General features: G+C 70.6%; 12 protein-coding genes. 3 read left to right on the forward strand and 9 right to left on the reverse strand.

What is annotated here, in order from left to right; genetic code table 11:
- Nucleotides 1-242 precede the first annotated feature (242 nt).
- Nucleotides 243-1,517: a uroporphyrinogen-III C-methyltransferase gene (gene cobA, locus ACH49X_RS04570; RefSeq protein ID WP_195078782.1), complete on the reverse strand. Its 1,275-nt coding sequence runs from the start codon at nucleotides 1,515-1,517 to the stop codon at nucleotides 243-245.
- A gap of 163 nt (nucleotides 1,518-1,680) precedes the next feature.
- Here cobA and ACH49X_RS04575 point away from each other — a divergent pair, with 163 nt between their 5' ends.
- Nucleotides 1,681-2,124: a nucleoside deaminase gene (locus ACH49X_RS04575; protein ID WP_195078945.1), complete on the forward strand. Its 444-nt coding sequence runs from the start codon at nucleotides 1,681-1,683 to the stop codon at nucleotides 2,122-2,124.
- Between the two features lie 9 nt (nucleotides 2,125-2,133).
- Here the strand turns inward: ACH49X_RS04575 and ACH49X_RS04580 are convergent, their stop codons facing one another.
- Together ACH49X_RS04580 and ACH49X_RS04585 are read right to left on the reverse strand one after the other, a co-directional pair.
- The gene (locus tag ACH49X_RS04580; RefSeq protein WP_357206842.1) at nucleotides 2,134-3,489 is read right to left on the reverse strand and encodes a DoxX family protein; all 1,356 of its coding nucleotides are present in this window, start codon (nucleotides 3,487-3,489) and stop codon (nucleotides 2,134-2,136) included.
- Between the two features lie 67 nt (nucleotides 3,490-3,556).
- On the reverse strand, nucleotides 3,557-4,915 hold the full coding sequence (locus ACH49X_RS04585) for a DoxX family protein (protein ID WP_323124225.1): 1,359 nt from the start codon (nucleotides 4,913-4,915) through the stop codon (nucleotides 3,557-3,559).
- Nucleotides 4,916-5,140: 225 nt separating this feature from the next.
- Here ACH49X_RS04585 and ACH49X_RS04590 point away from each other — a divergent pair, with 225 nt between their 5' ends.
- Together ACH49X_RS04590 and ACH49X_RS04595 are read left to right on the forward strand one after the other, a co-directional pair.
- Nucleotides 5,141-6,271, forward strand: coding sequence for a phosphotransferase family protein (locus tag ACH49X_RS04590; protein ID WP_195078780.1), 1,131 nt, complete (start codon nucleotides 5,141-5,143; stop codon nucleotides 6,269-6,271).
- Between the two features lie 2 nt (nucleotides 6,272-6,273).
- Nucleotides 6,274-7,371, forward strand: coding sequence for a hypothetical protein (locus tag ACH49X_RS04595; RefSeq protein ID WP_357107552.1), 1,098 nt, complete (start codon nucleotides 6,274-6,276; stop codon nucleotides 7,369-7,371).
- A gap of 226 nt (nucleotides 7,372-7,597) precedes the next feature.
- Here the strand turns inward: ACH49X_RS04595 and ACH49X_RS04600 are convergent, their stop codons facing one another.
- From ACH49X_RS04600 to mqo, 6 genes are all read right to left on the reverse strand, one after another.
- Nucleotides 7,598-7,966 carry a cobalamin biosynthesis protein gene (locus tag ACH49X_RS04600; protein WP_195078778.1) on the reverse strand — a complete coding sequence of 123 codons (369 nt, stop codon included), beginning with the start codon at nucleotides 7,964-7,966 and terminating at the stop codon, nucleotides 7,598-7,600.
- Nucleotides 7,953-9,485: a cobyrinate a,c-diamide synthase gene (locus ACH49X_RS04605; RefSeq protein WP_195078777.1), complete on the reverse strand. Its 1,533-nt coding sequence runs from the start codon at nucleotides 9,483-9,485 to the stop codon at nucleotides 7,953-7,955. Before ACH49X_RS04605 ends, ACH49X_RS04600 begins: the two co-directional genes overlap by 14 nt.
- Before the next feature lie 79 nt (nucleotides 9,486-9,564).
- Nucleotides 9,565-10,179: a cob(I)yrinic acid a,c-diamide adenosyltransferase gene (gene cobO / locus ACH49X_RS04610; RefSeq protein ID WP_357107555.1), complete on the reverse strand. Its 615-nt coding sequence runs from the start codon at nucleotides 10,177-10,179 to the stop codon at nucleotides 9,565-9,567.
- 254 nt (nucleotides 10,180-10,433) lie between these two features.
- Nucleotides 10,434-12,446: a magnesium chelatase subunit D family protein gene (locus tag ACH49X_RS04615; RefSeq protein ID WP_397069168.1), complete on the reverse strand. Its 2,013-nt coding sequence runs from the start codon at nucleotides 12,444-12,446 to the stop codon at nucleotides 10,434-10,436.
- Nucleotides 12,447-12,585: 139 nt separating this feature from the next.
- Entirely contained in the window at nucleotides 12,586-13,041 is a 456-nt protein-coding gene (locus ACH49X_RS04620; protein ID WP_195078775.1) for a GNAT family N-acetyltransferase, read from the reverse strand.
- Between the two features lie 19 nt (nucleotides 13,042-13,060).
- Nucleotides 13,061-14,575, reverse strand: a complete 1,515-nt coding sequence (gene mqo / locus ACH49X_RS04625) for a malate dehydrogenase (quinone) (protein ID WP_195078774.1) — start codon at nucleotides 14,573-14,575, stop codon at nucleotides 13,061-13,063.
- Nucleotides 14,576-14,631 lie beyond the last annotated feature (56 nt).

Below are 14,631 nucleotides of genomic sequence, written 5' to 3' on the forward strand. Positions count from 1 at the left end.
CACTCGTCGGCTGAGCGATCTGCTGCGAAGTCGAATGCCAACGGCCCGCGCACTCGGCGAACGGCCACCGTCACGGGTGCCGAGGCGACCTGACAGGCGGGGTTGCGTGCACCACCGTCCGCTCGGATTCGGATCACGCGGCAGCGGCAGCGGCAGCGGCAGCGGCAGCGGCAGCGGCAGCGGCAGCGGCAGCGGCAGCGGCAGCGGCAGCGGCAGCGGCAGCGGCAGCGGCAGCGGTGAGGCTAACCCGCCGCGGAGTCGGCGTGCGGAACGATCGCGTCGGCGGAGAATCCGGCGGTCGGGCCGATCACCACGATCGCGGGTGGGCGGATACCCTCGGCGCGCACCCTGGCGGCCACCGTGCCGAGATCGGCGCGCAGCACGCGCTGCGTGCGCAGCGTGCCCTCCTGGATGACGGTGGCGGGCGTTCCCGCCGGGCGGCCGCCCTCCAGCAGCGCCGTGGCGAACTGCTCGATCCGCTCCACCGCCATCATCAGCACCAACGTGCCGCGCAGCCGGGCCAGCGCGGGCCAGTCCACCAGCGAGTCCGGGTGGTCCGGCGCGACATGCCCGCTCACCACCACGAACTCGTGGGTGACGCCGCGGTGGGTCACCGGGATACCCGCGGCCGCGGGCACCGAGATGGGACTGGTGACGCCGGGCACCACCGTCACCGGAACCCCGGCGGCCACGCACGCCTCCAGTTCCTCGTAGCCGCGCCCGAACACGTACGGGTCGCCGCCCTTGAGCCGCACCACGAACTTGCCCGCTTTCGCGCCTTCGATCAGCGCGTTGTTGATCGCTTCCTGCGCCATCGCCCGCCCGTACGGGATCTTGGCGGCGTCGACCACCTCGACCTCGGGCCCGAGTTCGGCGAGCAGTTCCGGCGGCGCGAGCCGGTCGGCCACCACCAGATCCGCCCTGGCCAGCAGCCGTCGTCCGCGCACGGTGATCAGGTCGGGATCACCCGGTCCGCCGCCGACCAAGGCGACGCCTGGCGCGATCGGCGTCGAGTCGTCACTCACCACTCCGGATTGCAGAGCTTCCAGCACCGCGTTGCGCACGGCCGCCGAGCGCCGGTGCTGTCCGCTCGCGAGCACGCCGAGGGTCAGCCCGTCGTAGCGCGCGGTGGCGGGGGTGACCGCGGTGCCCAGCCGAGCCGTATCGGCACGCACGCAGAAGATCCGCCGCCGGGTCGCCTCGGCCACCACCGCCGCGTTGGTCTCCGGCTCGTCGGTGCACGCGATCGCGTACCAGGCGCCGTCGAGGTCGCCGTCGGCGTAATCGCGCAGCGTGACGGTGATCTGCCCGGAACTCGCCATCCCCTCGACCGCGGGCGTGACGGCACGACTCACCACGTGGACGTCCGCGCCGGAGGCGATCAGCAGGCCCAGCCTGCGCTGCGCCACCGACCCGCCGCCGACCACGACGACACGCCGGCCGTGCAGATCGAGCCCGACCAGGTAGTTCGGGTCGCCGGTGGGCTGGTCTTGCGTTGCGTCTGACGTGTTCGGCACAAGTTTCGAGCCTACGGCGTGACCGCCGGACCCCGGCAATCGACCGGCGCGGGCGGGGCCTACGGCGCGAGTGGCGAGCGATCCGGCAGCTCACGGCGGTAGGTTGCGGTGGAGTCGTCCAGCTCGGAAAGGCGGAGCGATGAAGCAGCTGACACCGGCACGACTGCTCGACGTGGCCTACGACGAAGCGCTGCGCGGACTCGCCGAAGGTGGGATCCCGATCGGCGCCGCCCTCTTCGACGCGAACGGCGCGGTGCTCGGCCGCGGCCGCAACCGCCGGGTGCAGTCCGGCGATCCCAGCGTGCACGCCGAGACCGACGCCTTCCGCGCGGCGGGACGACGGCGCGACTACCGCGACACCATCATGGTCACCACGCTCTCGCCGTGCTGGTATTGCAGCGGCCTGGTGCGCCAGTTCGGCATCGGCTCGGTGGTGGTCGGTGAGTCGCTGACCTTCTCCGGCGGGCACGAGTGGCTCGCCGGCCACGGCGTCGCCGTCACCGTCCTGGAGGACCGGCGCTGCATCGACCTGATGACCCGCTTCATCGCCGAGCATCCCGCGCTGTGGCACGAGGACATCGGGTTCGCCGACGACCTCGAGGCTTGACCGGGCGGCTCAGCGGAAATACGGGTATTCCTGCACCCAATGGAACCCGCGGCCGCGCACGGGGAAATCATCGAGCGCGACCGAGGTCAGTGCCACCGAGACCGGCTGCCCGGCGAGGGTGCCCGTCAGAGTCAGCCGGTCGGGTGCCGGCCGGTCGAAGCCGAAACTGCCCAGCGGTTGCGGCCCCGCGCCTGCGGCTGCGGGCGGCGCGGCCATGACCACGGTGCGCGCGCCGGGATCGACCATGGCGAGCACCGGTACCAGCTGGCCGTCCATTCGTTGCACCGTGACGCCGTCCCGATCGAAAACTATTCTCTGCCAACGGAATCCGTCGGTTGTCAACGGGGGCAGCGTTTTGCCGTCCACGCTGAAGTCGGTGACCGCCCAGATGCCGTACAGCGGAGGTTCCGGCCGCCCCGCGCCCTGCTCGTTCCACCTCTCCCAGCCGGTGTAGGCGTTCGAGAACACCAGCCACACACCGAGCGCGATCTGCATCACGGCCGCGATGCGGTCGGCCCGGGGCGAGCGCAGCAACGGCGGCGCCGTGGACGGTCCGGTGGGCCGGTCGAGTACGAGCACGTTCGCCAGACGGCCCGCCTCCGGGGCGAGCAGCACCAGGCACAGCAGCATCAGGTGGAACGACAGGATCTTGGCGGGCACGTCGTAGGTCATGTCCAGCACGAACACCTGCGTCGTGCACACCAAGGCGAGCAGCGCGCCCACCAGTGCGGTGCGCGGCACGAACAGCAGTACGCCCGCGAGCAGTTCCGCGCACCCCAGCAGGATCTCGTACTGCGGCGACACCCCGATGTGGTTCCAGAGCACCGCCATCGGACTGAAATTCCCGTAAGGCTCGAGCAGCCGGCTCAGCGGGGTCGGCGGCATCTGGGTCGGGATGGCTTTGGCCATGCCGTAGGCGATCATCTGCCCGGCCAGGCACAAGCGCACGAACAGCAGCAACCACGGCTGCAAGGCCCGGTAGTGCGGCCGCCGCCGGTCCAGCGCACTCCAGACGACGGTGCCGAGCACCGCCACTACCAGGACGACGAACACCAGCACCCAGAAGTAGGCCTGGTCGCCGCTGATCGAGGCCGTGTTCGCCGCGACGGACGCCCCGAACACCCGCGTCCCGGTCCCTTCGATCACCGGGCGCAGCGCACGGGCGGCACCGGAGTTCACCCAGTCCGGCAGCCCTTCGCGCGCCGATCCGAGGAACTCCGGGACGATCGACGGATAGACCAGGCAGAACAGCCCGAAATACAGGAAACCGAAGCGGAACGCCACCCGCGTCGTCGCGCGCCAGGGCCGGGGTTGCGGCGCTTCCTCGTCCTCGGCGTCTGTCCGTTCGAGGATCGCTTCGGTCACGGCGGTCCCTCCAGTCCCAGTCGATGCAGACCGAAGGTATCCAAAAGCACCGTTGGCGTTGGCGATTTCAGCGGAAGTACGGATATTCCTGCACGAAGTGGAAGCCTCGGCCGCGCAGCGGGAAGGAGTTCAGGTCCATCCGGTCGAGCGACAAGGTCACCGGTGTTCCGTTCAGCTCGCCCGTCAGCGCCAGCGCCTCGGGTCCGGGCTGGGTGAAGGTGAAAGCTCCGAGACGGGCGGGTGGTGCGCCCGCCGACGGCGCGGCCTCCGACAGCACGATGGTGTGCGCCGCCTCGTCGACCACCGCGACGACGGGCACGAAGGAGTCGTCCATCGTCTGCACCGTCGTCCCGCTGCGATCGATGATCAGCCGCTGCCAGCGGCCCTCGTCGGTGCGCAGCGGCGGAGCCGGATGCCCGTCCCTGGTGAACTCGCCGACGGTCCAGATGCCGTAGAGCGGCGGCTTCGGCGCGCCGTCACCCGACTCCTGCCAGGCTTGCCAGCCGATGTACACCCCACCGATCAGCACCCACAGACCCAGCGCCACTTGCGCCCCTGCCGCGATCCGGTTCGCGCGGCGGGAACCGAACAGCGGCGGCTGCGCGGCGGGTTCGGACGGACGTTCCAGCACCAGGACGTTCGCCAGCCGCCCGGCCTGCGGCGCCAGCACCACCAGCGACAGCAGCAGCAAGTGGAACGAGAGGATCTTCACCGGCACGTCGTAGGTCATGTTCAGCACGAAGACCTGCGCCATGCTCACCAGGCTGAGCAACGCGCCCGCCGTCGCGGTGCGCGGCAGGAACAGCAGCAGGCCGCCGAGCACTTCGGCCGTGCCGAGCAGGATCTCGTACGCCGGGGCGGCGCCGACCTGGTTCCACAGCACCGACGCCGGGCTCATCGTCCCGTACGGTTGCAGCAGCGCGGTCAGCGACGGCGCGGGCATCTGCGACGGAATCGCCTTGGCCAGGCCGTAGAAGAGCATCTGGCCGCCCAGGCACAGCCGGACGAACACCAGGAACCAGCTGAGCAGTGCCGCGTAGTCGCGGCGACGGCGATCGAGGACCGACCACACGATCGTGATCAGCGCCGCCGCGACCAGTTCACAGAAGATCAGCACCCAGATCGCGGCCTGATCGCCGCTGCCGGAATCCTCGTGCAGGACGGCTTCGACCCCGAAGAGATGGTCGCCGACCCAGCCGACCAGCGGGCCCGTCGCGCGCATCTGCCAGATGACCGCGTCCTCCGGCAGCCACTTGCTCAGTATTCCGGTGAAAACGAAGAGGATCTGCGCGAACAGCAGGCAGAACAGGCCGAAATAGGCGAAGGCGAAGCGGAACGCGATCCGGGCCGGCAGGCCCCACGGCCGCCGCTCGGCGCCGTCCCGCGCCTCACCGCTGGCCACCACATCCATTTCGACGGTATTCACACCGCTCCCCTCGCCGGCCGACACATTGGTCAGCCGAACGTATCCGACCAGGTCATGGGATGACCTCCGGGAAAACCCTGGCTTTCCGGGTCCTTCTTTCGGCCTATGTGTCCGCCCGACCGGGCCGCACGGGATTCGTTCCCGGTTCCGGCCCGCCAATAACTAGAACGCGTTACAGTCGCGTATCCCGGGCGAACCCCGGCCGCACGTGTCAGGAGGACAACGATGACCGACGATCCGGACCCGGCACAGCGACATCAGCTGACCGTCAGCGAACGCGACCTCGACACGCTCGCCGGGGACCTGACGCGCTGGCTGCACACCAAAGTCGCCGCGGACGAACCGCCGCGCATCCACGATCTGTCGCGTCCGCAGTCCGGCGGCATGTCCAGCACCTCGATCCTGTTCGACGCCGAGTGGACCGCGGGCGGGCGGGCCGAGCGCGGGTCGTTCGTCGCGCGGATGGCGCCCGAGGCCGGATCGTTCCCTGTCTTCGAGACCTACGACCTGGCCACTCAGTACCAGGTGATGGCGGGTGTCGCCGCGGCCACCGACGTTCCGGTGCCGGGCCTGTGCTGGCTGGAGAACGACGAGAAGCCGCTCGGCGCACCGTTCTTCGTCATGCGCCGGGTGGACGGACGGGTGCCGACGGACAACCCGCCGTACGTGTTCATCGGCTGGCTGTTCGACGCCGATCCCGCCGAACGCCTCCGGCTCGCCCACAACACCGTCGAGGTGATCGCCAAGATCCACGGCATACCCGACCCCGCGGCGCTGTTCCCGATGCTGGACGGGCCGGGCGAATCGCTGCGCAGGCACGTCGCCGCGCAGCGCTCGTGGTACCGATGGGGGCTCGCCGACGACGGCTTCGAAATCCCCCTCATCGAGCGAAGTTTCGCGTGGCTGGAGCAGCACTGGCCCGCCGACCCCGGCCCGGACGTGCTCACCTGGGGCGACGCCCGTCCCGGCAACATCATCTACCGCGAATTCGACCCGGTGGCGGTGCTGGACTGGGAGATGGCCGCGCTCGGTCCGCGGGAACTCGACCTGGGCTGGGTGATCTTCATCCACCGGTTCTTCCAGGATCTGGCCACCCGCTTCGGTCAGCCCGGACTGCCCGACTTCCTGCGCCGCGACGACGTGGTGTCCGAATACGAAGAGCTGACCGGCCATGCGGTGCGCGATCTCGATTTCTACATCGTGTACGCCGCGCTGCGCCACGCGATCGTGATGGCGCGGGTGAAGCGCAGGATGATCCACTTCGGCGAGGACACCGACACGCCGGATCGCGACGACTACGTCATGCACCGGGCAAGCCTGGAAGCGCTGCTCGACGGAACCTACGAATGGGACTGATCATGCCTGTGCCCTTGGACGAATACCCGATCCACCAGACCCCGTTGTCACTGGCCCGGGTGGCCAGTAGTGATCGGAACTTCTACGACCGCAGCTACTTCAACGCCCACGACCGCGACGGCGGAACGTTCCTGATCACCGGACTCGGCGTGTACCCGAATCTCGGGGTGACCGACGCCTACGCCGCGGTCCGTCGCAGCGACACGGTGCGCGCGGTGCGCTTCTCCGACGCGCTCGGCGACCGCAGCCTGGACCAGCGCGTCGGCGGCTACCGCGTCGAGGTGCTGGAGCCGCTGCACCGCATCCGAGTGGTCTGCGAGCACGACGATCTGGGCTTCGATCTGACCTGGACCGGGGCGTTTCCCGCCGTGCAGGAACAACCGCACCTCATCCTCGCGGGCAACCGGCCGATCATCGACGCGTCCCGCTTCGCGCAGGTCGGCTCGTGGGCCGGAACGCTGCGCGTGGACGGCGACGACGTCGCGGTCGACCCGGCGGTGTGGACCGGAACCAGGGACCGGTCGTGGGGCATCCGCCCGGTCGGCGAGACCGAACCGCCCGGCCGCGCGGCCGCCGAACCCTCGGGCGGATTCTGGTGGCTGTACGTGCCGCTGCGGTTCGACGATTTCGCCGTCGTCGTCATCGTGCAGGAGGAGCCGGACGGCAGGCGCACGCTCAACGACGCGACCAGGATCTGGCCCGACGGACGCACCGAACAGCTCGGCTGGCCCCGCATCTCCATCGACTACCGTTCCGGCACAAGAGTTCCCGTCGGTGCGCGACTCGAGCTGACCACGCCGGACGGCAAGCCCCTGGAGATCGAGATCACGCCGGGCACTGGCGTTCCCCTGCACGTCGGGTGCGGCTACGGCGGCGATCCCGACTGGCAGCACGGCCAGTGGAAGGGGCGCGACTGGTCGTCCTCGAGCCGCTACGACCTCACCGATCCCGGGATCGTCGCCCGCATCCCCTACGGGGTGACCGATCACGTCGCCCGCGCCCGCTGCGGCGACGCCGAAGGCTGGGGCCTGTTCGAGCACGCCAGCCTCGGCCGCCACGACCCGACCGGCTTCGCCGACTGGGGCTCGGTCGCGCCCTGAGACAACCACCGTCGCGTTCCCCGGGTGGTCACTGCCGGTTGTTGGTGGGGGAATACCTGGTGGCGAAGAGCAGGCGGTGGGGCGCCGCACAGTCGCGTCGCAGTAGGCCCGCAACGACGCCCAGGCGGGCGTGGCAGGCGGGCAGCGACACCCACGCGGTCGCAGCGATCGGGAACGGCACCCACGCGGTCGCGGCGATCGGGCGAATGTCCTCGGCAACCGGGCGCTACGGCGCGAACAACGCCGCCGCGAGCACCACGCCGTGCACGACGCGTTTGGGCAGCACCAGCGGCCCGCCGTCGGCGGCGAGCAGGGCAGCGGCCTCCGCGACGCTTGCCGTGCCGACGGCCGAGCGCGTCCGGTCGCCGGGGTTGGGGACGGTGACCGACGCCAGTTCGTCGGCGGAGTAGGCGCGCAGCGGTACCTGGAGGTCGGCGGCGACGGCGCGCAGGCCGGGTTCCGTGGCGCGCTGCGCGATGGTGGCCAGGCACACGATCCGGTGGTCGCCCACACCCTCGCGCAAGGCGGCGCTGATCGTGCGGGCCGAGGTGCGTGGTCGCAGGCCGATGCCGACGACGACCTCAGCCGACGGCACGGGAACTCGCGAACCGCGTCGCGGCGGCGACGAATCGCCGCACCGCCGCGGGATTCCCCGCCGGATGGGTGTGCAAGTACGACGCGTGCACGTTGCCGCTCGACGCCCCTTCCTGGACTCGCTCCCCCGCGCTGCCACGCCATCCCCACACCGGATCGCGCGGCGGCGCCGACACCAGACGGGTGCGGTGGAACTCGTGCCCGCGGACCCGCTCGCCGACGCGCCACAGCGGCGAGTCGGTCAGCGCGACGGCGTCCCGGTAGCCGAGGGTCAAGCGCGAGCCGAACTCCGCGTCGGCGTCCACCACTCCGGCCATCGGGTGCCCGTCCAGTGATCGGGTCAGATACAGCAACCCGGCGCACTCGGCGTGCATCGGCATCCCGTGCCGGGCGGCTTCGGCCACCGCCCGCAACAGGCCGGAATTGGCGGCCAGTTCTGCGGCATGCTCCTCAGGGAAACCACCGGGCAACACCAATGCCGCTGTTCCGGTAGGCAATCCGTCGTGCAGCGGATCGAACACGGCCACCCGCGCCCCTGCGGCAACCAGTAGCTCGCGATGCTCGGCATAGCCGAACGTGAACGCTGGGCCACCGGCCATGGCGACCAGGGGACCCTGCCCATCGGCGGGCTCGACGGCAATCGCGCCGTCCGCGCTTCCGCCGGCGCTCGAGGCGTCGCCGGGCTCGGTCGAGACGCACAAGTCCTCATCACCGTCGACCGTCGAGGTACCCGAGTCACCGACTCCGCCAACAGAACTCGCAGCAGATGCTCCTTCGAGCCCACGCACGGCCGCGTCGGGATCCCACGCCGGTCCCGTCACCGACGAGCGGGCGAGTGCCGCGACGGCATGCAGGTCCACATGCGCGGCCACGAGGTCCGTCATCGCCGCGACCGCCGCCGTGGCGGCCGGACCGTGTTCCACGGCCGGGATCAGACCGAGATGCCGGGACGGCACCTCCAGTTCGGCCAAGCGCGGCAACGACCCGAGCACCGGCAACCCGACGCGATCGCAGGCGGCGCGCAGCACCTGCTCGTGCCGTTCGCTGCCCACCCGGTTGAGGATCACCCCGCCGAGCCGGACCCCGCTGTCGAAGGTGGCGAATCCGTGCAGCAGCGCCGCCAAACTCTGGCTGTGCCCCCGCGCGTCCACCACCAGCACCACCGGAGCCCCGAGCAGAGCCGCGACCTGCGCGGTCGAGCCCTCCGCCACCGGACCCGAATGATGTTCGTCGATCCGCCCGTCGAACAACCCCATCACGCCTTCGACCACGGCGAGATCGCATTCCGCGACACCGTGCCGGTACAGCGGCACCACCCGCTCCGCCCCCACCAGCACCGGATCCAGATTCCGCCCCGGCCGCCCCGCCGCCAACCCGTGATACCCCGGATCGATGTAATCGGGCCCCACCTTGAACGGCGCCACCCGATGCCCCACCCTCCGCAATGCCCCCACCAACCCGGTCGCCACCGTCGTCTTCCCGCTTCCCGACGCCGGCGCCGCCACCACAACGGCCCTCATCCGCGCCCCCGCGTCGCGAGCGGCACACCATCGTGCGGGCCTCTCGCGATTCGCCGCAGCCATGTGCCGCTCGCGGACATCACCATTCGATGCCTCGCTGGCCTTTGCGGCCCGCGTCCATGGGGTGTTTGAGTTTGGTCATCTCGGTGACGAGGTCGGCGGCGTCGAGGAGGGGTTGGGGGGCGTCGCGGCCGGTGATGACGATGTGCTGGTTACCCGGGCGGGTACGGAGGGTTTCGACTACTTCGGCCGTGTCGACCCAGCCCCATTTGAGGGGGTAGGTGAATTCGTCGAGGACGTAGAAGCGGTGCTGTTCGGCTTTCAAGCGGCGGGCGATCTCCTGCCAGCCCGCCAGCGCGGCCGCCGCGTGGTCTTCTTCCGTGCCCTGCTTGCGGGTCCAGGACCAGCCCTCGCCCATCTTGTGCCATTCGACCGGCCCGCCCGCGCCGGTCTGCTCGTGCAGCGCGCCGAGCGCGCGGAAGGCGGCTTCCTCCCCGACCTTCCACTTGGCGCTCTTGACGAATTGGAACACCGCGACGTCGAAACCTTGGTTCCAGGCCCGCAGCGCCATACCGAACGCGGCCGTCGACTTGCCCTTGCCCGGCCCCGTGTGCACCGCCAGCACCGGTTGGTTGCGCCGCTGCCGCGTGGTCAGCCCGTCGTCGGGAACGGTCTCGGGAACACCCTTGGGCATCGAATCTCCTTGCTCGTCTTCGGATCACTCCGACCTATGGCGCGTCCACGCCGACAACCACGACCTTCCGCAACCCGACCTGCGCGGGTCGGCACGGAACGCTCCCACCGGGCGGCCGCCGTATGCTCGCGCCGCCGACCGCACGGGCGCCGTGTGGCCGAGCCGCCAACCAGACGAGCACCGTGTGCTCGCGCCGCCAACCAGACGGGGCCGCACGCCCACGCCGCCAACCACGCGTGTGCCGTAAGTCGTTCTCACGCCGCGCGCGACGTGCCGCTGGGGCCCGCGGCACTCGACCGGACGACGTCGGCGACCGAATCGCCGGTCAGCTCGGCCAGCCGCAGATATCCTCCGCGCAGTTCGCGAGCCAGATCCGCGGCGAGACCGAGCCGGATCATGCCGCGTTCGCAGTCGACGACGATCGAGGTGACCGCGTCCCTGGCCAGCGAGCGGGCCGCGGCACGGGCGCGCGGAACCGGGTCGGCGCCGCCGGTGGCGCGACCGTCGGTGAGCAGCACCAGCATGGGCCTGCGCCGGGGATCACGCACACGCTCGCGCAGCACCACCTCGCGCGCCTTCAGCAGGCCCGCCGCCAGCGGCGTCTTCCCGCCCGTGCGCATCCCGGACAACCGGCGCACCGCGATGTCGACCGACGACGTGGGCGGCAGCACGAGTTCGGCCTCCGCACCGCGCACGCTCACGACGGCGACCTTGTCCCGGCGCTGGTAGGCATCGCGCAGCAGCGTGACCACCGCACCGGTGACCGCGGACAAACGGTCGCGGGCGGCCATGGAACCGGACGCGTCGACGACGAACACCACCAGATTCCCCTCGCGGCCCTCCCGGTACGCCCCGCGGAGGTCCTCGGCGGCCAGCCGCATCGGCCCCGAGTCCCGCCCGCGCGCCCGCTGTTTCGGCGCGGCCGCCAGCACGGTGCCGAGCAGATACAGCCCGGAGGAGGTGTCGGTGCTGGAACGCACCACTCGTCCGTGCCGGGATTCCGCGCGAGAGCGGCGTCCCGGGGCGCCCTCGCCGACACCGGGAACCTCCCAGCGCGGTGTCCGCGCGCCGGCGGAAATCGGTGTGCCGGTGCGCCCTTCGCCCGAACGCCCGCCGCCCGGACCTTCCGGCGGCGACGGGTCTTCGGGGCCGTCGGTCGGCGCGGGATCGGCGGGGCCGTCGTCGGAAGACTCCCGCCTTTCCGCTACCGCATCGTCCGTCTCCAAGGCATCCTGCGGAGGAGACGACGGCTGCTCGCGTTGCGCCTCCGCGGCGGCGTCGCGCATGGCGTCGTCGAGCTGTTGCTCGCTGATGCCCGGCTCGTCGAACGGATCGCGCCTGCGGCGGTGCGGCAGCGCCAGTTCGGCGGCCACCCGCACATCGTCCTCGGTCACCGCGTCGGCGCCGCGCCAGGCGGCATGCGCCGTCGCGGTGCGCGCGACGACCAGATCGGCGCGCATCCCGTCGACGTCGAACGCGGCGCACAGCGCGGCGATCCGGCGCAGCTCCACATCGTCGAGCGCCACCTGCCCCAGCCGGTCACGGGCGGCGAGGATGCGCTCGGCCACCGCGCGGTCGGCCTCGGCGTATCGTGCGGCGAATCCGGACGGGTCGGTCTCGTAGTCCAGCCTGCGGCGCACCACCGCCATGCGCACGTCCACATTCCGCGATGCGGCCACGTCCACGGTCAGGCCGAACCGGTCCAGCAACTGCGGACGCAGCTCGCCCTCCTCCGGATTCATGGTGCCGACCAGCACGAATCGCGCGGGATGCGAGTGCGACACGCCGTCGCGCTCGATGTGCACCCGGCCCATCGCCGCGGCGTCGAGCAGCACGTCCACCAGATGGTCGTGCAGTAGGTTGACCTCGTCGACGTACAGCACACCGTGATGGGCCGCGGCCAGCAGACCGGGACGAAACGCCTGCTCCCCGTCGCGCAGCACCCGCTCCAGGTCCAGCGAGCCGACCACGCGGTCCTCGGTCGCGCCTACCGGCAGCTCCACCAGGCGAGCGGGGCGCGCGCCGGTCTCGTCCACCACCGGCGGCAGCAGCTGTGCCAGCGCGCGCACCACGGTCGACTTCGCGGTGCCCTTCTCGCCGCGCACCAGCACGCCGCCGATACCGGGATGCACCGCGCACAGGATCAGCGCCAGTTGCAGCCGTTCCTGCCCGACCACCGCCGAGAACGGGAATCCCGCCTCACCGTCCGAACCCGGACGAGTACGGCGATGCTGTTCGGACGTCGGCGCTGTTTCGGCACGGGACAAGGACACGCCCCAACTCTAAGCACGCGACCTCACCCGACCGACACGGCCCTTCGATTCAGAACCGATGCGGACACACCCTCGAAGCGCCGCACCCGCCCCGGAGACTCCCGGAGCGGGTGCGATTGGCGGGCAGGAGGGGCTACTCGCCTCCCCTGCGCATGGGCACGTGGGGGATCCCGTCTTCCTCGAACTCCGGACCGTCGACCTTGAAGCCGTGCTTGGTGTACAGGTCGATCAGGTAGCTCTGGGCGCTCAGGCGCACCGTCGCGGAGCCGACCTCGGCCAGCGCCGCCTGCAGCAGTCGCGTGGTGTATCCGTGCCCGCGGGCGGGCGCCGCGGTGCACAGCCTGCCGATGCGGAAACTCTTCACACCGTCGTGGTGCTCCTCGCACAACCGCAGCGTGGCGATGACCTCGCCCTCGTCATCGAGCCAGAAGTGCCTGGTCTCGGGGAGCAGGTCCTTCCCGTCCAGTTCGGGGTACGCGCACTTCTGTTCGACGACGAAGACTTCGACGCGAAGTTTCAACAGCTGGTAGAGCGTCGCGGTATCGAGATCCTGCGCCCAGGAGCGTTTGAGAGCAACCGTTGACATCATCGCGCCTTGCTATCACAACCTAGGCGTTCGCCGCGACCCCTGCACGTCTCGGCGTGTTGTCGCCGCCGTCGACGAGGTTGAGCGCCTTGGAGGTCCACTCCCACACTTCGTGGAACAACGCCGGGTCGTCGGAGAGCTTCACGCCCAGCGAGGGCACCATCTCCTTCAGCTTCGGCGTCCACGCGGCGTACTCCTGCGGGAAGCACCGCTGCAGCACGTCCAGCATGGCGGTGACGCAGGTGGAGGCGCCCGGGGAAGCGCCGAGAAGACCGGCGATCGTGCCGTCCTGCGCGGCGATCACGGCGGTGCCGAACTCGAGCACGCCGCCGACGCCCTTGCGGCGGATCACCTGCACGCGCTGGCCCGCGGTGATCAGCTCCCAGTCCCTTGCCTCGGCGCGCGGGATGAACTCCGACAGCGTGACCACCTTGCCCGCCTGCGACTTCAGCAGCTCGCTGACCAGGTACTTGGTCAGGCCGAGCTCGGTGACGCCGACGCCGAGCAGCGAGAAGATGTTGTTCGGCCGCACCGACTTGAACAGGTCGGTGTTCTTGCCGTCCTTGAGGAACTTCGGCGTCCAGCCCGCGTACGGGCCGAACAGCAGGCCGGGCTTGCCCTTGATGACGCGAGTGTCCAAGTGCGGCACCGACATCGGCGGAGCGCCGACCGCGGCCTTGCCGTACACCTTGGCCTCGTGCTGGTCGATCAGCGCCGGGTTGACGCAGCGGAAGAACTGACCGCTCACCGGGAAGCCGCCGAAGCCCTTCGCCTCCTTGATGCCCGCCTTCTGCAGCAGCGGCAGCGCGCCGCCGCCCGCGCCGACGAAGACGAACCTGCTGATCAGCTTGCGGGTCTCCCGGGTGCGCAGGTTGCGGACCGTGACCACCCAGGATCCGTCGGACTGCTTGGCCAGATCGCGCACCTCGTGCCCGAAGGCCAGGTCGGCCCCGGACGCGCCGAGGTAGGCGAGCAGTTCCTGGGTGAGCGAGCCGAAGTCGATGTCGGTGCCGCCGTCGGTCCAGTTCAGCGCGATCGGGTCGGAGAAGTCGCGGCCGCGCGCCATCAGCGGCAGGCGGCGGGAGAACTCGTCGGGGCTGTCGATGTACTCCATGCCCTCGAACAGCGGGTGCGGCGCCAGCGCCTCGTACCGCTTGCGCAGGTACTCCACGTTGTCGGCGCCGTGCACGAAGCTGACGTGCGGGATGGGGTTGATGAACGCGGACGGATCGCGCAGGATGCCGTTCTCCACGCCGTAGGACCAGAATTGCCGGGAGACCTGGAAACGCTCGTTGATGTCGACGGCCTTGGTGATGTCCACCGAGCCGTCGGGCGCCTGCGGGCTGTAGTTCAGCTCGCACAGCGCGGAGTGTCCGGTGCCCGCGTTGTTCCACGGATCGCTGCTCTCCGCCGCGGCGGCGTCGAGCCGCTCGAACAGGGAGATCGACCAGTCCGGCTGCAGCTGCCGCAGCAGCGCGCCGAGAGTGGCACTCATGATCCCGGCACCGATGAGTACTACATCGGTCTTTTCAGTCATGGCAGCGTTCGGCACGGGTAGATCGACTTCCTTGTCTGCGCGGGCCCACCGGGCGG

Source organism: Nocardia sp. NPDC019323 (genome assembly GCF_044389845.1).
Taxonomy (GTDB): Bacteria; Actinomycetota; Actinomycetes; order Mycobacteriales; family Mycobacteriaceae; genus Nocardia; species Nocardia implantans.